Genomic DNA, 18,831 nt, shown 5'->3' on the forward strand with positions numbered 1-18,831 from the left:
AGCTACCCGTTTGCCGAGTGGGTTGTAGGTGATTTCAACAGCCAGGCGGAGAAGAACGAATGCGCGAACTTAACCGCAGATTCCGGGACCAGTATGGCATCCCCGTCCGCGTCATCCGCTGGGAGCCAGAAACGCAGCGCGTTATCTATCTGCGTGAAGGCTACCCGCATGAGTGCTTCAGCCCGCTTGAGCAGTTCCAGCGTAAATTCAGAGAAATAGAGGGCGATCATGAGCAGTAAATTACATGGGCTGGTATGGGAATGTGACATCCAGCCGATATCACGGAAGGCAGTGATCGCCCGTCTGGCTGATTTCAGCAGTGACGAGGGATACAGCTGGCCATCTGTTGACACAATTCGCCGTCAGGTTGGTGCAAAGAGCAAAAATACTGTTGCAGCAGCGATCAAGGAACTGGAGAAGGATGGCTGGCTTACGGTTGTTCCACGTAAATCCGGTGGTCGTGATATTTCCAACGGATACCAGCTCAACGTTGAAAAAATAGAGGCGGCGGCTGATGAGTCACGTCAGTCAGTCAAACAGGCCAGGACGAAAGTTAACTCAAAATTTAACCCCTCAAATATTGACCCCTCAGATTCTGACCACTCAAAAACTGAGGGGTCAAAAAAAGTTAAATTAAGGGGTCAAAATTTGGAGGGGGAGGGGTCAACGGTTGACCCCGATCCGTTATTAGATCCAACTACTGATCCGTCAAATAAAAAACCTTCTTGTCAGGTTGCTGCGCAACCCGACCCGGCAGTGGTGATAACCGATCAGGCTAAACGTGTTTTAACTCACCTGAACCAGAAGACTGGATCACGCTATCAGGTAGGCAAAACCTCGATGGAGCATATCCGGGCACGGCTGGGGGAAGGCTTCTCGACTGAAGACCTGATCCTGGTTGTGGACTACGCCACAGCGAAGTGGGGGCAGGATCTGCAGATGGCTGAATACCTTCGCCCGACAACGCTTTTCCTGCCGACAAAATTACCCGGCTATCTCCAGGGCGCAACCAAATGGACCGAGGCTGGCCGTCCGGAACGTATTAACGGTCGCTGGGTAAACATCGGCACCGGGCCGGGCGCAAGTTTTCAGAATGTTGATTACTCGCTGCCAGAAAACGCGGGGTTCCGGTCATGAGCGCTTTTTCAGAAGTCCTTGAATATATCCGCGCAAATGGCGAATGCACCTCCATCGAAGTCTGTTGCGGCCTGAACCATCTTGATATCCGGACCGTGCAGCGAGCGCTGGAGAGACTGGTAACCATCGGGCAACTGAAGCGTAAGCCTTATGGTCGCATGTTCCTGTATTTCACTGACGCCGAGATGACGCCAGGCGAAACTGGCCGCCCGGTAGCGCTGGCACAACAAGCGCTTGATCTGGAGGCCAGGGGGTTAATGCGCCGCGCCGCGACAGTATGGCTCGAAGCCTTCGACTGCGCGCAAACGCCGCAGGCCAGAGCCTGCTACGCACAGCGCCGGGCAAAATGTCTTTCCGGTATGACGCGTGGCGTCGCTGACGGTGCCGGAAGCCGCTGGGATGAAACTTCTGCCGGAGGTGCGTTATGAGTGAAACCATTATTGCCTTGCCACAATCATCTGAGCAATCCGCGGCGCGCGCCTGGCAAAGACCGATGCTTAAATGGGCTGGCGGGAAATATTCCCTGCTGCCTCAACTGGATCGCATCATCCCTGCCGGTAAGCGCCTCATAGAGCCATTCGTCGGCGGCGGTTCGGTGTTCCTCAACTCCGATAAGCATGCCTCCTTCCTGCTGGCGGACGTTAACAGCGACCTGATCAACCTCTATCAGATGCTTGCCGTTGTGCCTGAACTGGTTACTGAGCTGGCGCAGCGGATGTTTTCCGAGATGAACAGCGAAGAGGATTTTTACTCTGTGCGCCTGGAGTTCAACACGCAACTGCTGACCGGCCCGCAGCGCGCCGCCGCATTCCTGTACCTCAACCGCCACTGCTTCAACGGCCTGATCCGCTATAACCGCGATGGCCTGTTTAATGTCGGCTTCGGCAAATACCGCGCGCCGTACTTCCCGGCAGAAGAGATAAAAGCGTTTGCCAGCATGGCGCACAACTGCGTATTCATGAACGCGGGTTTTCGTCGCACGCTGGCGCTGGCCGGTGATGGCGATGTCGTTTACTGCGATCCGCCCTATGAGCCGCTGCCGGGGAAAGATGGTTTTACAAACTATGCCGCTGGCGGCTTCACGTGGGATGACCAGATCGCACTGGCGGAATGCTGCGTGGCGGCGCACCAGCGCGGCGCCAGAGTGGTGATCACCAACTCATCAGCGCCAAGGGTAATCGATTTGCACGAGCAGCACAGATTCACGCTGCACCATGTAAGCGCCCGCCGGTCGATATCCAGCAAAGGCAGCACGCGCGAAACCGCTGCTGACATCGTGGCAACTCTCTGAGGGGGAATCGTGGAAGAACGTAAACCACTGACTGATCGCCAGCAACAGGTTCTGAATGCGCTGGTGGATTTTCACAATATGCACGGTTACCCGCCGACATATACCGAGCTTGCGGCGCTGATTGGCGCCGCCTCTGGAAATTCAGTTTTTGAACACCTTCGCGCCCTGAAGAAAAAGGGCTACATCACGATCGCCAGCGGAAAGGCGCGCGGGATTAAGGTGCTTGGGGTTAACGATACGCTGGCGCTTGATGAAGCCGCTGAAGTGATCCGGGCGCTGCTGGCGGGGGAAGAAAGCTCGACTGATCTGGCTCTTGAATGGCTGAAACGCAGAGGGTCCGTGGCATGAAGCTGATTTTACCTTTTCCGCCCAGCGTCAATACCTACTGGCGCGCCCCGAATAAGGGGCCGCTTAAAGGTCGCCATCTCATCAGCGTCGCCGGGCGTAAGTTCAAAAGCGCCGTTTGCGCGGCAATCTTCGATCAGTTGCGCTGTCTGCCTAAACCTTCAACCCAACTCGCAGCGGTAGAAATCACCCTTTACCCGCCGGACGCGCGCCCCCGTGATATCGACAATTACAACAAAGCGCTATTTGACGCCCTGACACATGCCGGAGTGTGGGAGGACGACAGGCAGGTTAAGCGCATGCTGGTGGAATGGGGGCCAGTAGTGAAGGGCGGTAGGGTGGAAATCACGATCACTAAGTATGAACCAACAGCGGTTGCAGCCGCTTAAAGGAGATACGCATGCAGCAGTTAATCAACGTTAAAAACGACCCGGGATTCCCGGCGATGAGCAGCCTTGAGATAGCCGGATTGTGCGACAAACGTCACGATCACGTTTGCCGTGACATTAAAGTGATGCTGGAACAGCTTGATATTCAATCTCCCCAGATTTGGGGAGATTACCGGGATGATAAAGGGCGCAGTTACCCGATGTTTCATCTGCCAAAAGATTTGTGCCTGACGCTGGTTTCAGGTTACAGCGTTGTTTTGCGTAAGCGAATTATTGATCGCTGGATTGAACTGGAGAGCCAACAAGCTATGCCGGTGCCAACGTCATTGCCTGAAGCGCTGCGCCTCGCTGCCGATCTGGCTGAACAGCAGCAACAGCTTAAGCAGGAACTGGCCGCCGCAGCGCCGAAGGTTGAATTTGTTGATCGCTACTGCTCGGCGAATGGTTCCATGTCGTTCCGTCAGGTAGCAAAACTGCTTAACGCCAAAGAGCCTGAATTTCGTATGTTCCTCATCGATCGCGGGATAATGTACCGCCTCGGCGGCGCGCTTACGCCACACCACCAGCACATCGAGGCGAAGCGCTTTGAGGTGAAGACCGGCACCACCAATACCTCTAATTACGCTTTCAGCCAGGCGCGCTTTACGGCGAAGGGCGTTCAATGGATCGGCGGTCTCTGGACAGCTTACAAAGCTCAGGGGGATGCCGAGTGAGGGCGCTTTTGAATCCGATCGTAGTGCCAGATCTTGGCCTGGTAATTTTCCGGCCTGGTGCCAGCCTGCTGGTGCATTTCCGCCGCGGGCGCATGCTGCTGGAGAACGAGCCGGAGCGGCTGGCGGGCATGCCGTCCGGCGTACTGCCACCAGCAGAGCAACCGCTGTCCGAAGATCCTGCGCTGGTTGGCGTATTTTATAACGAAGCGGTGCTGGTCCGCGCTGGCGGCCTTAACGGTCTGGAAAGCTGGCTCCGCGACGGTAGCGGCTGCCAGTGGCCGCATGAGTCCTGGCATGACGAGAACATGACCATACTGCGCCATGCGCCGGGCGCGATCCGGTTGTGCTGGCACTGCGATAACCTGCTTCGCGAGCAAAGCAGCGAGCCACTGGCGACCATCGCCAGAGCGAACGCCGCTACCTACATCCTGCGCGCCGCGCGACACGAACTCGGTTTTGATGAGGCCCACACGCTGACGCTGCCGGAGTTCTGCTGGTGGCTGGCGCGCGAAGGCCTGGCCGATGTACTGCCTGATAGCGCCGCCCGGCGTGTGCTGCGCCTGCCAGCACCGGAGATAAAGCACGTTTACCGCGAATCAGAACTGGTACCGGGTTTGCCGTCACCCCGCGAGATTGTGCAGGAAGCCGCAAAGCAGGTGCTGGCGCTACGCATCGATCCGGAGACGCCGGAATCATTCATGCTGCGCCCGAAGCGCCGCCGCTGGGTAAACGAGAAGTACACCCGCTGGGTTAAAGCGCAGCAATGTATGTGCTGCAACAACCCGGCAGACGACCCCCACCACCTGATCGGCCACGGTTTCGGGGGGATGGGTACCAAAGCGCATGACCTGTTTGTGATCCCGCTTTGCAGAGCGCATCACGACGAGTTGCACGCTGACACCGTGGCATTTGAAGAAAGATATGGCAGCCAGCTTGTGCTGGTATTTCGGGTATTAGATCGCGCGCTGGCCATCGGCGTGCTGGCGTAAAGTGGAGACGCTATGAACCTTGAATCATTACCAAAATTCTATTCACCTAAGTCACCTAAGTTAAACGACGAGACACCCGCTACCGGCGGATCCGCGCTGACGATTACCGATGTGATGGCGGCGCAGGGTATGGTGCAGTCAAAAGCACCGCTCGGCTTTAACCTGTTCCTGGCGAAGATGGGAATTCAGGATCCGGCCCCGGCGCTTGACGGGCTGATGAACTATGCGCTGGCGCTAAAAAATCCGGTGCTGATGAAGCTCAGTGAGAAAGCGCGCCTCGAAATACTGCCGGTGCTGGTGCAGTTCGCTTACGCCGACTATTCACGATCTGCCGCCAGCAAGGGACGTTGCCCTCATTGCGCCGGGACCGGTTTTGTTGACGCAGAAACCACAACAAAAAAAGTGCAGTACCCGGATGGCAAGCCACCCAAGTGGGCAGCCACAACCAAAGGTATCTGCCCGTCGTACTGGGAAGAATGGACAGAGGTAACCAGCACCGAAAAGGTTAAATGTACTCATTGTGGTGGCAAAGGTGAGATCAGTACAGCGTGCCGCGGCTGCAAAGGTAAGGGCACGGTACTTGATGAGAAACGCACAAAGCTGATCGGCGCGCCGACATATAAGACTTGCGGTCGCTGTAATGGCAATCGCTACAGCCGCGTACCGACAACACTCGCCCGCGCCCTGGTGGAAAGAGTGATCCCGGATCTGACCAGTTACCAGTGGTATAGCGGTTATGCCGACGTGATCAGCCTGCTGGTCACCAAGTGCTGGCAGGAAGAGGCATTTGCTGAAACGCAATTGCGTAAGGTCACACGTTAGCTACAAACTTCTGAATTATCGCGGCACGATGCTTGCAATATTCGAAAAAAGTGGTTAGGATTTTTCCAACGATGGGCGTTGTATGTCTACCGTTACCACCAATATTTCAAAACCTCGCTTCGGCGGGGTTTTTTCATATGTAGTCCTCAATATCCCGCGTCTGTGCCGACGCATACATCAAACCGCAGAGCCTTTACAGAGGTGAGCCACAGGGAGTTTTGACTCTCTGCGTACTCTCCCTGGGCACTGGCTCACCCCTTAAAGGAAAGTCACATGAAAAAGCTATTCACCGCTATTGCGGCGGTTCTCCTGTGCGCAAGTTTCAGCGCCGTATCAGCAGATATCACCATCACCACCGGGCAGCAGGGACTGACGTATAACGCTGTGTATGGGGTGAATCTTGCCAGCGCGCTAAGCGAATACGGCTACAAATCAACGGTCATCCCGAGCAAAGGCTCGCTGGACAACCTTGATAAAGTCGCCAGCGGCGAAGCGCAGATCGGCTTCACTCAGGCGGACGCGTTCCAGTTCTGGCGCAGCCGCCACGGCAATGAAGCGCAGAAAGTGGACATCATCGGCGAGCTGGCTGATGAATGCGTGTTTGTCGCCGTTAAAGATGGCGGCAAGATCAGCAGCGAAAGCGATCTGAAAGAAGGCATAAAAATCGCGGTGGGTGAGCCTGCCAGCGGCTCTTATGCGTCCTGGCAGTATTTGCAATCGCTCGAAAAGGACTACGCGAAGGTTGAGACCTACGCAAAAGGCGGCGTGCGTTCGCTGGCAAAGGTGACTACCGGGGAATATGACGCGTTTCTGTGGGTATCAGCGCCGGATCGGTCGAACAAGTTTCTGGAGGCAGTCAACCAGAAGGGCAGCGGCCTGACGATGATCAGCATGAACGGCTGGCATGTGGATGACAAACTGCCAAACGGCAAGCCGGTCTATGAACTGAAAAAAGCGGTCACAGAATCCGGCTGGCTCAGCGATTCAAAGGTGAAAGTGCCGTGCACTAAAACGCTGGTGGTCGCCAACACTGAAGCCGGTGATGACATGCTGGAAACCGCTTCAACCGTTCTGCTGAAAAATATCAGCCGTGTGCTGGGCAGCAAATAATGAAGCGCATCGGCGTGTGTTTGCTGTTTGCGCTGGTACTTATCGCCGCCTGGCGGATCACCGGTGTGCTGATGGATCTCACCCTGCTGGTGATCTTTATCATCCTGCTGGTATCCGGTCGGTGTTTCCCCCGTAAAACAAAAAAATAACATTGTGCAAAAGGCATCTGCAGGTGCCTTTGACACAGTGATCTTTTCGCCTCCAGTTGGAGGTATTTATTCCATCACACAGCACCCGCATACAGCGAGGTGAGAGAGATGCACAGAATCATGCCTGAGAAAATTATCACTGGAGCCTCTTACTGCACCTCAGGCGGCCTGATTTGTACCGGCCTGACTGGCGTCTATAACTGGTTTCACGGACTGGACTGGAATTTTATTGCGATCGTCAGTGGTGTGTTGTTTGGTGCTGCGACCTATTTCACGAGCCTTTATTTTCAAAGGCGAATGCAAAAGTCATACGACGAGGCTTTGAAAACGTATAGCGAAGCCTTGCAGGCTGGCTTTATCACACCTCCACCCACTCCGCCAAAAGAGAAATAATTATGGCCGCCGCAAAATCGAAACTCAGCGCTGCGGTGCTGGGACTGATCCTTGCTGGCGCATCCGCCCCGGCAATCCTCGATCAGTTTCTGACTGAGAAAGAGGGCAACAGCCTCACAGCCTATAAAGACGGTGCTGGCATCTGGACAATTTGCCGTGGCGCCACGCGGGTGGACGGTAAGCTGGTAACTCAGGGTATGAAGCTGACGCAGGCCAAATGCGATCAGGTGAATGCTAAAGAGCGAGATGCGGCGCTGGCGTGGGTTGCCAGAAACATTCACGTTCCGCTTACGGAACCGCAAAAGGCCGGGATCGCCTCTTTCTGCCCGTACAACATCGGGCCGGGAAAATGCTTTCCTTCCACCTTCTACAGCCGGATCAATGCTGGCGACCGTAAAGGCGCCTGCGAAGCTATTCGCTGGTGGATTAAAGACGGCGGAAAAGATTGCCGCATTCGCTCGAACGGCTGTTACGGGCAGGTATCACGCCGCGATCAGGAAAGTGCGCTGGCGTGCTGGGGGATAGATCAGTGAGTGCCGAAACGCGCGCCAGCGTCCTCGTATTTATCATTCTGCTGGTGGCCGGTCTTTGCCTGTTCTTAGGTTATCGCTACGAGAGCAACAGCAGCCGTGCCGATACAGCAGAGGCTAACGTTCTCGTTCAGGCCAAAGTCATACAGATGCAGGCCGACCAGCAGCAGGCATTTAACAGCATCGCCAGCGCCACCGCGAACACGAATACCAGTGTTGATGCAAAAGCAGAGGAAACCGTCATTGAATACCGAACAATCCTCCGTCGCGAGAAAACTTGCGATCTGCCTGTTCCTGCTGACATCGCTGACGGGCTGCTCGACTACACGTACCGTCTACGTGCCAGCGCAATGCACACCACTTCAGGCGGGACTGACACAGCAGGTGCTGGTGCCACTGCCACCGGACAACTGACTTATTGCCAGGCCGTTCTGTGGATACAGCCACTGCTGGCAGCGATAGAGAAAGCAAACAACCAACTGGCCGCCATCCGGCAGGCTGAAAATCTGCGGCAAACCCCAACCAAGGAATAACCATGACCGTTCGCGCCAAGTTCCGCTGTCATTTCATTCAGAAGGCTGACGACAATTCTCATTGCACAGTCCACATGAGTCCTGTCACCAACGATACGCCAGAAAATAAAACCTGGTCGAAATACACGCCGGGCGGCTTGCTACAGATGCACATTTCCAACCCTGACGCGTTTAATCAGTTTGAACAGGGTAAAGAGTACTTCATCGATATCCAGGCGGCTGAATAATCCGGCAGGCTGAACAACTCAGGCAGGTAAAAACAAAATGACATTCACAGAAAGTTTGATGCTGTACTTTTCCACCGCCGTATCGGCGTTACTGCTGATCGCTGGTGGCTGGGTAAAAATCCGCGACTGGTTTAAAGCGCATGCCGAGGCGAAAGCGCAGGAAGCCGAAGCAGCGGCGAAAGCAGCAGAAGATAAGATTGAAGCAGCCGTTCAAGAGCGCCTGAAAAAACTCCAGGCAGAAGCAGCACAAGCGCCGGATTCTACGGCAACGAGCACATCCGGTCCGGTCGCGGCGTAGGCATTACAAAAGCCCTTCACTGAGGGGCTTTGATACTGACTGAGTTATTTTTTCCAGACCATAAGCAGGCCAGCATGACAATTTTATCAGGCATTTTCAGGCGCCCTGACGGGGTTGCAGTTGCTGGCGTATTGATACGCTTCACTTTGAAGGGAAACACCACAAGCTCATTTATCCGGCGGCAGGTCGATATTACAACCGAACAGGATGGCGCATACTCCGTTGAATTATCCACCGGAAGCTATACCGTAGAGACTATTGATAAGTCTGTTCGCGTTTATCTTGGGACGATATTTATTTTTTCAGATTCTGCAAACGGCACGCTGAATGAATTTTTATTAGCGTCTGGTGCCGCAGAATTTAACCCTGTTGTTGATTTGGTGCAGAGCGCACTTGCTGAGATGGTCGCATTGCAGCAGACACCGGCAAAATCGGCGGCGGTCTATGCGGATATTCCTCCTGATGCTTCCGGCTGGTATCTCGTTGCCAGCGATGAGACGAAGGGCGGCGCTCCCGTGGTTTATCTCTTTGCTGGTGGTAAGCGCTACTGGTTTGCAATGGTGGAGGATGCTTGATGAGCACGATTTTCCCTGTTCAAAATACGCCAGCGCCTGTACCTGCAAACAGCCAGGAAGACCACTCAGGTAATACTGTCGCGGCAACCAGCGTTCAGATAATGGCTGCAAAACAGGACGCCCTTAAGTACCGCATCCAGAACCTGTCTACAACGGTTAATCTCTGGATCAACGACATGGGCGGAACAGCAGCGCCTTACACGCCTGGCTGCTACATGCTGCCGCCAATGGCGTATTACGAATGGTCAGGCACGCTGGCTGTCTCTGTTTATGCGGATTCTGTCATCCCGTTCAGCGCTTCGAGGTACTGATTATGCCGATGACTATTCCGGCCACATCAGCGGCAGCGCGCGGTTCATCGGTGAGCAGAGAACTTGCTGACTGGCTTTCTCAGTTGCGCCGTAACCAGCGGCTGGACTTCAGCCCCGTACCGGTGATGAGTTCACCGCCGGTGTATACGCTGACAAAAGGCACCGGCCTGTCCGCCGTAGGTATTTCCTCAGGTGGCACCGGCTACACCGTCGGCAATGTTCTGACTGTGGTCGGTGGAACATCTGCCGCAGCAGCCTCGATCACTGTGGTTTCCGTGTCTTCCGAGGGTGCGATTACAGCGGCAGCGGTTGGCAAGCCTGGCGTATACACAGCCACTCCCGCAAACCCGGCATCGGTTACAGGCGGCTCCGGCACTGGTGCCACGTTCAACCTTACCTGGAATGCTGGCGTCGCATCTTCAATCTACAATGGCGCGACCTGGTCACGCAGCGGGGCATGGTTTAGCTATCTTGGCAGCAATATTGCTAACTTACCTGATGCATCCGGCTATATGGGGAACGGCAACGGTAACGGCACGCAGTGTGCGATCAGTTTTTGCAGTGATGCCCCAGCCCTTGATTTCAGGCTCATTGGATTTAACTGCCAGTACGATCTGTATGTTGACGGGCAGAGAATTTCATCAGCAGCGGTAACGACTGACACATCAGGCGCGCCTTACATTTACACGATTGACTGGGGCGGCGTGGTTAAAACCCGTACCTATACACTTCGTGGCGTGAATACCGCGTTCGGCGGCGTGATTGTCGGGCAGAGTTACACTCTGTGGGCACCCACGCGCTGGCGGCCAACAGTCTGGCAGCTTGGCGATTCGTACACATTTGGCACGATGGCTTCGCAGTCAAGTTTCAATGATTTCCGTATCATCTGTGACACGCTTGGCTTTGACGGGCTCGCTGATGGTGTTGGTGGCAGTGGCTGGGTATCAACCGGCTCTGTTCAGCCGCAGCAGCGCATTATGTCCAAGCTGTGGACGTTAACCCGTAAACCTGAATATGTTTTTCTGTCCCTCGGGTACAACGACTGGGCCACGACAAACTTCACTCTGCTCCAGACGAACTTCACCGAGTCGGTGGCGCTCATTCGCCAGTTTTGTCCGATGGCTAAAATCATCGTCATGGGCCCGGCCACGCCGATTGGCTCAAACGCTCAGCTTAACGCCATCCGCAGTGCAATCATGGCGCTGTGCTCAACGCTCGGGCTTCCTTTTATTGATGTGTCTGACTGGGTAAACGCCAGGAATAAGACGCTCTACACCGCCTACGACAATGTTCACCCGAACGATGCCGGTTACGCTTTCCGCGCCGCGCGGTTCAGTCAGGCGCTATTGGGGGTTTTATGAAAACGAGCGAACTGCAGGAAGGGCAGCAGGTTGTCATCACGCTTGATAAAGATAACGGGCCATGCCCGTTTACCGTACTGACGGTGGAAGAGTCCGGCGGCCACTACCGGGCATCGGTTCAGAACGATCTCTACGGCATCGTATGGATTGATGACAATATCGGGGCTATCGAATAATAAAAGGAGGGACAATGTTCTATTACATCTGGAATGGTTTTCTTCTCATTATCTGCATCGCCCTCCCGATTATTTTAATGGCTGCTTCAAATGGTGCTCTGCCAACATCCTTGTCCTGTCGGGAAATGCGTTCCCGATATGGAACACCTAATAAAAAGGTTCAAACAATGAATGAAGCAAAACCACAAGACGGCAGCACCGTTAAGGGCTACCGCACTTTAACTCCTGGCGATATTGAGCGCATGAACCGCCTGAAGGGTGTAAGCCGCCATTTTTGTAGCCTTCTCGATACCGAGCGCGAAGGGGTAAGTGCTGAGCTTTCCGAGACTGGCAACCACTCCGTGGAGGCGCAAGAGGCATCACGCTGCCTGTCCATCGCTCGTACCAAGATGCAGGAAGCCTGCATGTGGACATGCCGCGCTGTTGCCCGCCCTGACGCTGACTGCTGAGGACTTCATAATGCAGGTGAAACATCTAAGTGAGGCATATAGCATTTCGAAGCAGGTTGCTGAATTGCAGCGTGCACGGAGCATTATTGCTGGTGGTACAGGTCTTGGCATAACTATCCAGTCAACCTATCAGGATGATACTTTCATCGAGAATATCCGCCCATATGTCATTGATGAGCTTGATCGCCGCATAGCGGAAAAAAATGAACTGCTCGAATCGTTGGGCGTTTCCCTTGAATAGCAGGCATTACAGCAGGCATTCACTGAGTGCCTGTGATAATGATCTGTATGTTTTATGTGCTAACAAAATAGGTATATAATCTGAAAGCCATAAGGCCAAACAATCAAGGACGCAAAATGAACAACGGCATTTATTATGTTGTATTCAGCAGCAATCAGAATGATGTTGGGCAAGGAACAGTAGTTGTCAAAGACAATTCAGTAAATGGTGGCGATTTTGGATTTACTTATCAAGGACATGTGAACGGAAATAGATTGGATTTGCACGTCTTCCAACATAACCCTCAGGCGGTGAATGTTTTTCAAGGGGTTAACGACTACACCATTGAATTAAGTGTTCAACAAAACGCCAATGGTTATGCTCTCGAAGGTGCTGTGAGGGGTATCCCGCAAGCTCATTTAAGAGTACAGGCTAAGTTCATTGGTGACTTAGTCTAGTAATATAAGAGTTGAAACAAGCCGCCTCCGGGCGGTTTTTTATTGCGCCCAGCATGAAGTCAACGGGTGGGTATATGGCAGACCTGAACGATCTTTCCGCACAATTACGCCAGCTTCAAAAGCAAATTCCATTTGCTATGGCTCAGGCATTAACAAAAGTTGCGCGCCAGATAGAGGCAGCAGAACGCACAGCGCTCCAGCGGCATCTTGATAATCCGACACCATTCACTGTCAAATCCGTTGGGTCGCAGGGCGCGCGCAAGGATAACCTGCGTGCAAAAGTGTTTGTCCGTGATACCGCTGCTGCTTACCTGGAGCCGTTCGAATTCGGCGGCCAGCATAAGCTGAACGGTCAGGCGTTGCTTAACCCCAAGAACATCAAACTGAATAAGTTTGGCAACCTGCCGCGTACCAAAATGGCTCAGCTCAAAGCCAAGCCCGATGTGTTCATTGGTACGGTTGGGGATGTCAATGCTGTATGGCAGCGACGAAAGCCAAAGAAAAGCAAAAAAGCGGTAAAGCGTGCGAAGCGGTCACCGAACGGCACGCGTCGCGATCGCCAGAAAATGCCAGCACCGAAGCTGCTCATTCGTTTTGGTAATGCTTTGCCGGTAACCCCGACGCTGGGATATATGGACCGCGCTGAAAAGATGGCGGCTGCGCTCATGCCTGCGGCCCTGAGTCGGGCGATCAGCGAGGCATTGAGCAGCGCGCGGTGACCCTGCACCATTTTGGGTCCTTCCTGAGGCCCTTCTATTGCACGGGCATTGCGCGCCGCGTTGTTTTCCTAGCTACAGGTTTCGGATTTGTGTCCCATGTCCCACCTGTGATGATCGCCACGAACGCCGCACCAGTGCTGATTATTCCTGTTTATTCCGGTGGGACATTTAGGTGGGACATTGCAAAAATGTCCCAGGTGAATGTCCCACCCCTGAAAATGTCCCAGGTGATGTCCCATGACCACGATGAACCAGAGCCAGTACGCACAGCATTCCGGCGTTGATCGCAAAACCATTGGACGCTGGATCAAAGCGGGCAGGTTCATTGTGATGGACGGTGACCTGATTGATGTCGAAGCCAGCGATGCAGCACTCAAAAAAAATCGCGACGGAAAGGATCCCCGAGTCTCGAACGCGAAGAAAAACAAAGTGCCGGTCATCGGAGAAGATGGCGGGGACGACATTGATAAAATCGTACAGCAGATAATGATCACGGAAGGTGCCAATCTTCCGAGAGAAGAAGCGGCGCGGATACGTGAGAACTATCTTGCGTTGCTCACAAAACTAGAGTTTCAGCAAAAAGATGGTCAGCTTATTGAAATGACTGTCGCCGAGGAGGTTCTTTTCAACGCCTTTCGCCAACAGCGTGATGCCTGGCTTAACTGGCCGTCCAGGGTGGCTCCGCTCATGGCTGCTGATCTGGATGTACCGGCGGACAGGATGACAGAGGTGCTGATTGAACATGTCCACAAACATATCTCAGTCCTCGGAGAGCCAGAGTTTAAGCCAGCAGAAGATTGATCGCCTGCAACTGAGTGCGCGGAAAGGCTGGACGCCACCACCCAGGATCAGCGTGCCGCAATGGGCCGATGATTACCGCAAACTGGCAAAAGAGGCGGGAAGCACCTCGGGGAACTGGGAAACATCTACTGTTGAGATCGCCAGGGGGCCGATGCTGGCGGCGACTGAATCCGGTGTTCACATCATCACGGTGATGTGCTGCACCCAGTTAATGAAAACCGCATTGCTGGAAAACCTCTTCGGGTATTTCGCGCATCTCGATCCGTGTCCGATATTGCTGCTGCAACCGAAAGAGGAAGCGGCAGAGCAGTTTTCAAAAGAGCGTATCAGCCCGCTGGTGCGCGTAACGCCCGTTCTGCGCAACATCATTGGCGACTCAAAACAGAAAAGCTCCAAGGAAACCATTCTTTATAAATCCTTCACTGGCGGATTTCTTGCGCTGGCAGGTGCCGGTAGTCCGGACAACCTTGCGCGGCGGCCAATTCGAATTCTGCTGGCGGATGAGGTGGACAAATACCCGATAACGCGCGAGGGCGATCCTATTGCGCTGGCAGAAGAACGAACGGCAACGTTTGGTCTGACCTGGTTATCTGTCCGCGCCTGCTCACCGACGGTGGAAGATGAAAGCCGGATTGCGGACAGCTACGCCGACTCTGATCAGCGCCGGGCATCCGTGGTGTGTCCGCACTGCGGGCACCGGCAGTTCCTGGATTTTTTTAAACACGTTCAGTGGCCAAAAGAGGGTGATAAGCACCTCACCAAATCAGCCATGATCCACTGCGAGTGTTGCGGGGCTGGCTGGTCAGAAGGACAGCGGCTGCGCGCGTTACATACCATCCGCTGGCATCAGACAAAGGCGTTTGAATGTTGCGGAGAGCGGCATTCCCCGCTGATGGATTATGACAACGCCTGGCGGGCAGAGGATGAGGGCAGTGTTGATACCGTCTGGCGCTGGTCCGAATCTGATCGGCATGCCGTTTACCGGGCCATCTGCCCGGTCTGCGGTCGCGAAGCCGTTGAAAATACCCATGCCGGTTATCAGGCATCAAAGCTGTTCAGCCCGTGGCAGAAAGATAAACCATCCGACATCGCGGAGAAGTACATCAAAGCGAAGGGGGATCCGGACAAGGAACAGGCCTGGTGGAACACCCAGATGGGGCTGCCTCACCGGCCAAACCACGGCAAGCAGCTTCCTGTCGATATCTTACTGGCGCGCCGTGAAGTCTTTCCTGCGCCGGTGCATGACAGGGTGGCTGTGCTCACCGCCGGGATTGATACCCAGGACGATCGTTTCGAAATCGAGGTGATTGGCTGGGGGAAAAACGAAGAATCCTGGTCGGTGGCGCACGATGTTATTTACGGGGATCTGGAGACCGATGAACCGTGGAAACGGCTTGACGCGTATCTGAAACAGGTCTGGCGCCGGAACGATGGCAGGGGACTCACCATCATGGCGGCCTGTCATGACTCCGGTGGTCACCATACCCAGAAAGTTTACGAGTTCGCGAAAGAACGCCTTGCCCGTCGCATCTGGGCCGTAAAGGGGGAATCTGCCCAGGGCGGCAAACGTAATCCTGTCTGGCCGACCAAACGACCCTCATCAAAAAGCAAGGCGCAGTACCGGCCAATCATCATCGGCGTCAACGCCGCCAAGGATGTTGTGCGCGGCAGATTGCATCTTGAACCACCCAAACAGGATGAACCAGCGCCGGGATATATGCATTTCCCTGACGATCGTGATGTTGGCTATTTCAACCAGCTTCTCGCGGAGCGTCTCGTCTACAAGGTCGTTGCCGGGCAGCGGTTCAGTGTGTGGGAACAGATCCCAGGCCGCGCGAATGAGGCGCTGGACTGCCGGGTCTATGGATATGCCGCGCTGTGCGGACTCATGCACATGGGTCTGAAACTTAACGTCCGTGCCGCCAATCTCGAAGCGAACCCGGACAGATTGCAGCCACCTCCGGCTGCACCTGAAGAAAAAATCAGCTACGAGCTTCCTGGTGTTGTCATTGAGGAAACAACGACGCCGAAGCGGAAAAGACTGTCAAACCTCCTGCCGAAATAAGGATCACCATGTTTAACCGGAACACCAGTTTACTTGCGGGCGCGATGACGGATGAGCAACTCAGGGATGCGCTGGCGAAAGCCCAGCAGGCGTATATCGATTTAACGACCGGCAGCCGCGGTGTTTCGTTTTCCTACTCACAGGGAGACGGCACCCGCTCGGTCTCTTATCAGCAAAGTTCCCTTGCCGACCTGCTGGCGCTGATACAGTTGCTCCAGGCGCAGCTTGGCATTGTGGCCCGTCCGAGAAAACCTGTGAGGTTCAGATTCTGATGAACAAAGTGCAAATTCTCGGGCCGGACGGGACACCTTTCCGGCAGAGCCGCCCCTCCATGCTCACCAGTGGTGGCCGTGTTCCGTATGACGCCGCCGATTCGTTCAGCGATCAGCTGGCAAACTGGCAGCCTGCGTTGTGGTCGCCTGACAACGAAATCAATATTTACCGGGATCGCATCGTTGCCCGCGCGCGCGACCTGGTGCGCAACGATGGCTGGGCCAGCGGCGCAGTAACCCGCCTGCTCGATAATGCCGTCGGGGCCAATTTTCGCCCGATCATGAAGCCCGATTATCGCGTGCTCAGAATGATGACCGGGAAAAAAACCTTCGATTCAACCTGGGCGGAAGAATACGGCAAGGCGCTGGAGGCGCACTGGCGAACCTGGGCTTATGACACGGGGCGTTATTGCGATGTGGAGCGCAAGCTCACTGTTCCGCAGATGTTGCGCCTGGCGTTTCGCCACAAGCTCATCGATGGCGATGCTTTGCTGGTGTTGCAGTACCGCACCGACAGGCTTGGACGCGGCCGGGGCAGATATGCCACTACCGTACAGGTGGTTGATCCTGACAGGCTCAGTAACCCGCAGCAGAATTTTGACCTGCCGAATATTCGTGGTGGCGTTGAGATTGACGCTGACGGCGCGCCGATCGCCTATCACATCCGCGAGGCCCATATTGGTGACTGGTGGAGTGGTGCAAAAACGCTGACGTGGCGCCGTATTCCGCGCGAAACCGCCTGGGGTCGCCCACACGTTGTGCATGATTTTGACCATGAACGTGGTGCGCAACACAGGGGAAACGGCATTCTGACGCCTGTGGTTCAGCGCCTGAAAATGCTGGTCAAATATGACCAGAGCGAGCTGGAAGCGGCGATCCTTAATGCCATTTTCGCCGCCTATATCGAGTCGCCTTACGACTCTGAAATGGTGCAGGCTGCCATGGGGGAAAGCTTCGATGACAGCAGCCTGGGGGCCTACCAGGACGGGCGCATAGAATTTCACAATGATCGGCGGCTGACACTTCAGAACGGTGCCCGTATGCCCATTCTGTACCCCGGTGAAAAAATTACGACGGTCAATGCCGCGCGCCCTTACAGCAATTTTGAAGTGTTTGAATCTGCGGTCCTGCGTAATTTCTCATCTGGAACCGGGTTATCGCCACAGCAGGTGACGCAGGACTGGTCTGATGTTAACTACAGTTCCGCACGTTCTTCCCTGCTTGAAGCCTGGAAAACACTGACGCGTCGCCGTGATGATTTTTCCATGGGGACGGCGCAGCCGGTGCTTACCGCTTTCGTTGAAGAGGTTCACGATAACGAAGATCTGCCGCTGCCTGCTGGCGCACCTGATTTCGTTGATGCGCGTGCAGCCTACTCCCGCGCCCGCTGGATGGGGCCGGGTCGAGGGTGGGTGGATCCGGTTGCAGAGAAAAAAGGGGCCATTCTTGGTCTGGATGCCGGGCTTTCCACGCTTGAAATTGAGGTCGGGGAAAACGTCGGGGAAGACTGGGAAGAAGTCCTTGATCAGCGCCAGCGCGAAATCGAATCATGCCTCAAACGTGGGCTTCCACTCCCAAGCTGGGCGCAGGCGGACAAGTTCGCCAGCCAGACAATTACTGATCCGGAGGAAAAATGAATCTGCCGTATTTAGCGCAGCGGCTGTTTAACACGCCGCTGGCCATCCATCCCAAAAAGGCCGAAGTCGTGATGGCAGCGCTGGCCGACCGGCTGGGCATCACCCGGATTGAGTCAAATTTTGTGATGGAGGATGACGACGGCTACGACTGGAGCAGCCAGCGGGAAACCCGTTCTGATCCCGGTTATGACAATGTCTCAGGGGTGGCCGTTATCACCATTCAGGGGACGCTGGTGCAGAAACTGGGGAGCCTGCGACCGTACAGCGGCATGACGGGCTATAACGGGATCCGCCAGGCGTTTTTAACCGCGTTAAATGATCCTGAAGTGGAAGCCATCTGCCTGGATATCGATTCGCCCGGCGGAGAGGTGGCCGGGTGTTTTGATCTGGTGGATGTGATTTACAACTCCCGCGGGAAGAAACCCATTCACGCCATTCTCACGGAAAGCGCCTATTCCGCGGCGTATGCCATTGCGAGCGCCGCCGACTGTATTTGCGTTCCGCGAACCGGTGGGGTGGGTTCGGTTGGGGTGATCACGATGCACGTTGACTGGTCACAACAGATTAAAAATGCCGGTGTGGCTGTCACGATCATCACGTTCGGTGACCGTAAAGCCGAGTCTAATCCCTATCAGCCGCTGTCAGATACCGCGTTTGCCGCTATTCAGCACGATATCAATGCGATGGGGGAATTATTTGTCAGTACGGTCGCCCGCAACCGGGGGATGAAAGAAAAGGTGGTGCGTGACACCGAAGCGGCCTGCTTTATGGCTGCGGATGGCGTCGCGCTGGGGCTGGCAGATATGGTCATGACGCCTGATGCGGCGTTTCGAAATTTACTGAAATTAACAGGAGCCTGAT

28 protein-coding genes and 2 pseudogenes are annotated in these 18,831 nt (G+C 54.8%); all 30 read left to right on the top strand.

What is annotated here, in order from left to right:
- The first annotated feature begins 59 nt into the window (after window positions 1–59).
- The 30 genes and pseudogenes from CWM66_RS08525 (at window position 60) to CWM66_RS08660 (ending at window position 18,830) form a co-directional block, all read left to right on the top strand.
- Entirely contained in the window at window positions 60–239 is a 180-nt protein-coding gene (locus tag CWM66_RS08525) for a DUF4222 domain-containing protein (RefSeq protein ID WP_107146505.1), read from the top strand.
- Window positions 229–1,137 carry a conserved phage C-terminal domain-containing protein gene (locus CWM66_RS08530; protein WP_107146506.1) on the top strand — a complete coding sequence of 303 codons (909 nt, stop codon included), beginning with the start codon at window positions 229–231 and terminating at the stop codon, window positions 1,135–1,137. The genes CWM66_RS08525 and CWM66_RS08530 overlap by 11 nt, the downstream gene beginning before the upstream one ends.
- A complete protein-coding gene (locus CWM66_RS08535; protein ID WP_107146507.1) occupies window positions 1,134–1,565 on the top strand; it encodes a PerC family transcriptional regulator in 432 nt (143 codons plus the stop codon). The genes CWM66_RS08530 and CWM66_RS08535 overlap by 4 nt, the downstream gene beginning before the upstream one ends.
- Window positions 1,562–2,428: a Dam family site-specific DNA-(adenine-N6)-methyltransferase gene (locus tag CWM66_RS08540; protein ID WP_107146508.1), complete on the top strand. Its 867-nt coding sequence runs from the start codon at window positions 1,562–1,564 to the stop codon at window positions 2,426–2,428. The genes CWM66_RS08535 and CWM66_RS08540 overlap by 4 nt, the downstream gene beginning before the upstream one ends.
- Window positions 2,429–2,437: 9 nt before the next feature.
- The gene (locus CWM66_RS08545) at window positions 2,438–2,776 is read left to right on the top strand and encodes a LexA family transcriptional regulator (RefSeq protein ID WP_107146509.1); all 339 of its coding nucleotides are present in this window, start codon (window positions 2,438–2,440) and stop codon (window positions 2,774–2,776) included.
- Window positions 2,773–3,162 carry a RusA family crossover junction endodeoxyribonuclease gene (locus tag CWM66_RS08550; RefSeq protein ID WP_107146510.1) on the top strand — a complete coding sequence of 130 codons (390 nt, stop codon included), beginning with the start codon at window positions 2,773–2,775 and terminating at the stop codon, window positions 3,160–3,162. Before CWM66_RS08545 ends, CWM66_RS08550 begins: the two co-directional genes overlap by 4 nt.
- An 11-nt stretch (window positions 3,163–3,173) precedes the next feature.
- The gene (locus CWM66_RS08555; RefSeq protein ID WP_233218375.1) at window positions 3,174–3,875 is read left to right on the top strand and encodes a phage antirepressor KilAC domain-containing protein; all 702 of its coding nucleotides are present in this window, start codon (window positions 3,174–3,176) and stop codon (window positions 3,873–3,875) included.
- Window positions 3,872–4,864: a DUF968 domain-containing protein gene (locus tag CWM66_RS08560; RefSeq protein ID WP_107146511.1), complete on the top strand. Its 993-nt coding sequence runs from the start codon at window positions 3,872–3,874 to the stop codon at window positions 4,862–4,864. Before CWM66_RS08555 ends, CWM66_RS08560 begins: the two co-directional genes overlap by 4 nt.
- A gap of 12 nt (window positions 4,865–4,876) precedes the next feature.
- A pseudogene (locus CWM66_RS29495) lies at window positions 4,877–5,243 on the top strand (antitermination protein); the annotation flags it as partial.
- Window positions 5,244–5,371: 128 nt separating this feature from the next.
- Window positions 5,372–5,686, top strand: a pseudogene (locus tag CWM66_RS29500) (antitermination protein); the annotation flags it as partial.
- 273 nt (window positions 5,687–5,959) lie between these two features.
- Window positions 5,960–6,796, top strand: a complete 837-nt coding sequence (locus CWM66_RS08570; RefSeq protein ID WP_199200036.1) for a TAXI family TRAP transporter solute-binding subunit — start codon at window positions 5,960–5,962, stop codon at window positions 6,794–6,796.
- Window positions 6,796–6,945 carry a hypothetical protein gene (locus CWM66_RS28885; protein ID WP_158262939.1) on the top strand — a complete coding sequence of 50 codons (150 nt, stop codon included), beginning with the start codon at window positions 6,796–6,798 and terminating at the stop codon, window positions 6,943–6,945. The genes CWM66_RS08570 and CWM66_RS28885 overlap by 1 nt, the downstream gene beginning before the upstream one ends.
- A gap of 108 nt (window positions 6,946–7,053) precedes the next feature.
- Window positions 7,054–7,338 carry a phage holin gene (locus CWM66_RS08575; protein WP_107146513.1) on the top strand — a complete coding sequence of 95 codons (285 nt, stop codon included), beginning with the start codon at window positions 7,054–7,056 and terminating at the stop codon, window positions 7,336–7,338.
- A gap of 2 nt (window positions 7,339–7,340) precedes the next feature.
- Window positions 7,341–7,871 carry a lysozyme gene (locus tag CWM66_RS08580; RefSeq protein WP_107146514.1) on the top strand — a complete coding sequence of 177 codons (531 nt, stop codon included), beginning with the start codon at window positions 7,341–7,343 and terminating at the stop codon, window positions 7,869–7,871.
- Window positions 7,868–8,401, top strand: coding sequence for a hypothetical protein (locus CWM66_RS08585; RefSeq protein ID WP_107146515.1), 534 nt, complete (start codon window positions 7,868–7,870; stop codon window positions 8,399–8,401). The genes CWM66_RS08580 and CWM66_RS08585 overlap by 4 nt, the downstream gene beginning before the upstream one ends.
- Before the next feature lie 2 nt (window positions 8,402–8,403).
- On the top strand, window positions 8,404–8,628 hold the full coding sequence (locus CWM66_RS08590; RefSeq protein WP_107146516.1) for a hypothetical protein: 225 nt from the start codon (window positions 8,404–8,406) through the stop codon (window positions 8,626–8,628).
- Window positions 8,629–8,665: 37 nt separating this feature from the next.
- The gene (locus tag CWM66_RS08595; RefSeq protein ID WP_107146517.1) at window positions 8,666–8,926 is read left to right on the top strand and encodes a DUF1378 family protein; all 261 of its coding nucleotides are present in this window, start codon (window positions 8,666–8,668) and stop codon (window positions 8,924–8,926) included.
- A gap of 74 nt (window positions 8,927–9,000) precedes the next feature.
- Window positions 9,001–9,501: a prophage tail fiber N-terminal domain-containing protein gene (locus tag CWM66_RS08600; protein ID WP_107146518.1), complete on the top strand. Its 501-nt coding sequence runs from the start codon at window positions 9,001–9,003 to the stop codon at window positions 9,499–9,501.
- Window positions 9,501–9,812 carry a hypothetical protein gene (locus tag CWM66_RS08605; RefSeq protein WP_107146519.1) on the top strand — a complete coding sequence of 104 codons (312 nt, stop codon included), beginning with the start codon at window positions 9,501–9,503 and terminating at the stop codon, window positions 9,810–9,812. The genes CWM66_RS08600 and CWM66_RS08605 overlap by 1 nt, the downstream gene beginning before the upstream one ends.
- A 2-nt stretch (window positions 9,813–9,814) precedes the next feature.
- The gene (locus tag CWM66_RS08610; protein ID WP_158262940.1) at window positions 9,815–11,173 is read left to right on the top strand and encodes an SGNH/GDSL hydrolase family protein; all 1,359 of its coding nucleotides are present in this window, start codon (window positions 9,815–9,817) and stop codon (window positions 11,171–11,173) included.
- Entirely contained in the window at window positions 11,170–11,349 is a 180-nt protein-coding gene (locus CWM66_RS08615) for a hypothetical protein (protein ID WP_107146521.1), read from the top strand. Before CWM66_RS08610 ends, CWM66_RS08615 begins: the two co-directional genes overlap by 4 nt.
- A gap of 167 nt (window positions 11,350–11,516) precedes the next feature.
- A complete protein-coding gene (locus CWM66_RS08620; protein WP_107146737.1) occupies window positions 11,517–11,798 on the top strand; it encodes a hypothetical protein in 282 nt (93 codons plus the stop codon).
- 10 nt (window positions 11,799–11,808) lie between these two features.
- Window positions 11,809–12,039: a hypothetical protein gene (locus CWM66_RS08625; RefSeq protein WP_107146522.1), complete on the top strand. Its 231-nt coding sequence runs from the start codon at window positions 11,809–11,811 to the stop codon at window positions 12,037–12,039.
- Between the two features lie 116 nt (window positions 12,040–12,155).
- A complete protein-coding gene (locus CWM66_RS08630) occupies window positions 12,156–12,476 on the top strand; it encodes a GrlR family regulatory protein (RefSeq protein ID WP_107146523.1) in 321 nt (106 codons plus the stop codon).
- Window positions 12,477–12,550: 74 nt separating this feature from the next.
- Window positions 12,551–13,195, top strand: coding sequence for a hypothetical protein (locus CWM66_RS08635; RefSeq protein ID WP_107146524.1), 645 nt, complete (start codon window positions 12,551–12,553; stop codon window positions 13,193–13,195).
- 237 nt (window positions 13,196–13,432) lie between these two features.
- Window positions 13,433–13,996 carry a hypothetical protein gene (locus tag CWM66_RS08640; RefSeq protein ID WP_107146525.1) on the top strand — a complete coding sequence of 188 codons (564 nt, stop codon included), beginning with the start codon at window positions 13,433–13,435 and terminating at the stop codon, window positions 13,994–13,996.
- Window positions 13,938–16,061, top strand: coding sequence for a phage terminase large subunit family protein (locus CWM66_RS08645; RefSeq protein ID WP_107146526.1), 2,124 nt, complete (start codon window positions 13,938–13,940; stop codon window positions 16,059–16,061). Before CWM66_RS08640 ends, CWM66_RS08645 begins: the two co-directional genes overlap by 59 nt.
- A gap of 8 nt (window positions 16,062–16,069) precedes the next feature.
- A complete protein-coding gene (gene gpW, locus CWM66_RS08650) occupies window positions 16,070–16,333 on the top strand; it encodes a gpW family head-tail joining protein (protein ID WP_036102357.1) in 264 nt (87 codons plus the stop codon).
- Window positions 16,333–17,970, top strand: coding sequence for a phage portal protein (locus CWM66_RS08655; protein WP_107146527.1), 1,638 nt, complete (start codon window positions 16,333–16,335; stop codon window positions 17,968–17,970). Before gpW ends, CWM66_RS08655 begins: the two co-directional genes overlap by 1 nt.
- Window positions 17,967–18,830 carry a S49 family peptidase gene (locus CWM66_RS08660; RefSeq protein WP_107146528.1) on the top strand — a complete coding sequence of 288 codons (864 nt, stop codon included), beginning with the start codon at window positions 17,967–17,969 and terminating at the stop codon, window positions 18,828–18,830. Before CWM66_RS08655 ends, CWM66_RS08660 begins: the two co-directional genes overlap by 4 nt.
- Window position 18,831: the final 1 nt, after the last annotated feature.

This window comes from Kosakonia sp. H7A, assembly GCF_003028445.1.
Taxonomy (GTDB): Bacteria; Pseudomonadota; Gammaproteobacteria; order Enterobacterales; family Enterobacteriaceae; genus Kosakonia; species Kosakonia radicincitans.

Coding starts and splice junctions, on each gene's coding strand:
- CWM66_RS08525 (WP_107146505.1), top strand. CDS start 60: ATGCGCGAACTTAACCGCAGATTCCGGGACCAGTATGGCATCCCCGTC.
- CWM66_RS08530 (WP_107146506.1), top strand. CDS start 229: ATGAGCAGTAAATTACATGGGCTGGTATGGGAATGTGACATCCAGCCG.
- CWM66_RS08535 (WP_107146507.1), top strand. CDS start 1,134: ATGAGCGCTTTTTCAGAAGTCCTTGAATATATCCGCGCAAATGGCGAA.
- CWM66_RS08540 (WP_107146508.1), top strand. CDS start 1,562: ATGAGTGAAACCATTATTGCCTTGCCACAATCATCTGAGCAATCCGCG.
- CWM66_RS08550 (WP_107146510.1), top strand. CDS start 2,773: ATGAAGCTGATTTTACCTTTTCCGCCCAGCGTCAATACCTACTGGCGC.
- CWM66_RS08555 (WP_233218375.1), top strand. CDS start 3,174: ATGCAGCAGTTAATCAACGTTAAAAACGACCCGGGATTCCCGGCGATG.
- CWM66_RS08570 (WP_199200036.1), top strand. CDS start 5,960: ATGAAAAAGCTATTCACCGCTATTGCGGCGGTTCTCCTGTGCGCAAGT.
- CWM66_RS28885 (WP_158262939.1), top strand. CDS start 6,796: ATGAAGCGCATCGGCGTGTGTTTGCTGTTTGCGCTGGTACTTATCGCC.
- CWM66_RS08575 (WP_107146513.1), top strand. CDS start 7,054: ATGCACAGAATCATGCCTGAGAAAATTATCACTGGAGCCTCTTACTGC.
- CWM66_RS08580 (WP_107146514.1), top strand. CDS start 7,341: ATGGCCGCCGCAAAATCGAAACTCAGCGCTGCGGTGCTGGGACTGATC.
- CWM66_RS08590 (WP_107146516.1), top strand. CDS start 8,404: ATGACCGTTCGCGCCAAGTTCCGCTGTCATTTCATTCAGAAGGCTGAC.
- CWM66_RS08595 (WP_107146517.1), top strand. CDS start 8,666: ATGACATTCACAGAAAGTTTGATGCTGTACTTTTCCACCGCCGTATCG.
- CWM66_RS08600 (WP_107146518.1), top strand. CDS start 9,001: ATGACAATTTTATCAGGCATTTTCAGGCGCCCTGACGGGGTTGCAGTT.
- CWM66_RS08605 (WP_107146519.1), top strand. CDS start 9,501: ATGAGCACGATTTTCCCTGTTCAAAATACGCCAGCGCCTGTACCTGCA.
- CWM66_RS08610 (WP_158262940.1), top strand. CDS start 9,815: ATGCCGATGACTATTCCGGCCACATCAGCGGCAGCGCGCGGTTCATCG.
- CWM66_RS08615 (WP_107146521.1), top strand. CDS start 11,170: ATGAAAACGAGCGAACTGCAGGAAGGGCAGCAGGTTGTCATCACGCTT.
- CWM66_RS08620 (WP_107146737.1), top strand. CDS start 11,517: ATGAATGAAGCAAAACCACAAGACGGCAGCACCGTTAAGGGCTACCGC.
- CWM66_RS08625 (WP_107146522.1), top strand. CDS start 11,809: ATGCAGGTGAAACATCTAAGTGAGGCATATAGCATTTCGAAGCAGGTT.
- CWM66_RS08630 (WP_107146523.1), top strand. CDS start 12,156: ATGAACAACGGCATTTATTATGTTGTATTCAGCAGCAATCAGAATGAT.
- CWM66_RS08635 (WP_107146524.1), top strand. CDS start 12,551: ATGGCAGACCTGAACGATCTTTCCGCACAATTACGCCAGCTTCAAAAG.
- CWM66_RS08640 (WP_107146525.1), top strand. CDS start 13,433: ATGACCACGATGAACCAGAGCCAGTACGCACAGCATTCCGGCGTTGAT.
- CWM66_RS08645 (WP_107146526.1), top strand. CDS start 13,938: ATGTCCACAAACATATCTCAGTCCTCGGAGAGCCAGAGTTTAAGCCAG.
- gpW (WP_036102357.1), top strand. CDS start 16,070: ATGTTTAACCGGAACACCAGTTTACTTGCGGGCGCGATGACGGATGAG.
- CWM66_RS08655 (WP_107146527.1), top strand. CDS start 16,333: ATGAACAAAGTGCAAATTCTCGGGCCGGACGGGACACCTTTCCGGCAG.
- CWM66_RS08660 (WP_107146528.1), top strand. CDS start 17,967: ATGAATCTGCCGTATTTAGCGCAGCGGCTGTTTAACACGCCGCTGGCC.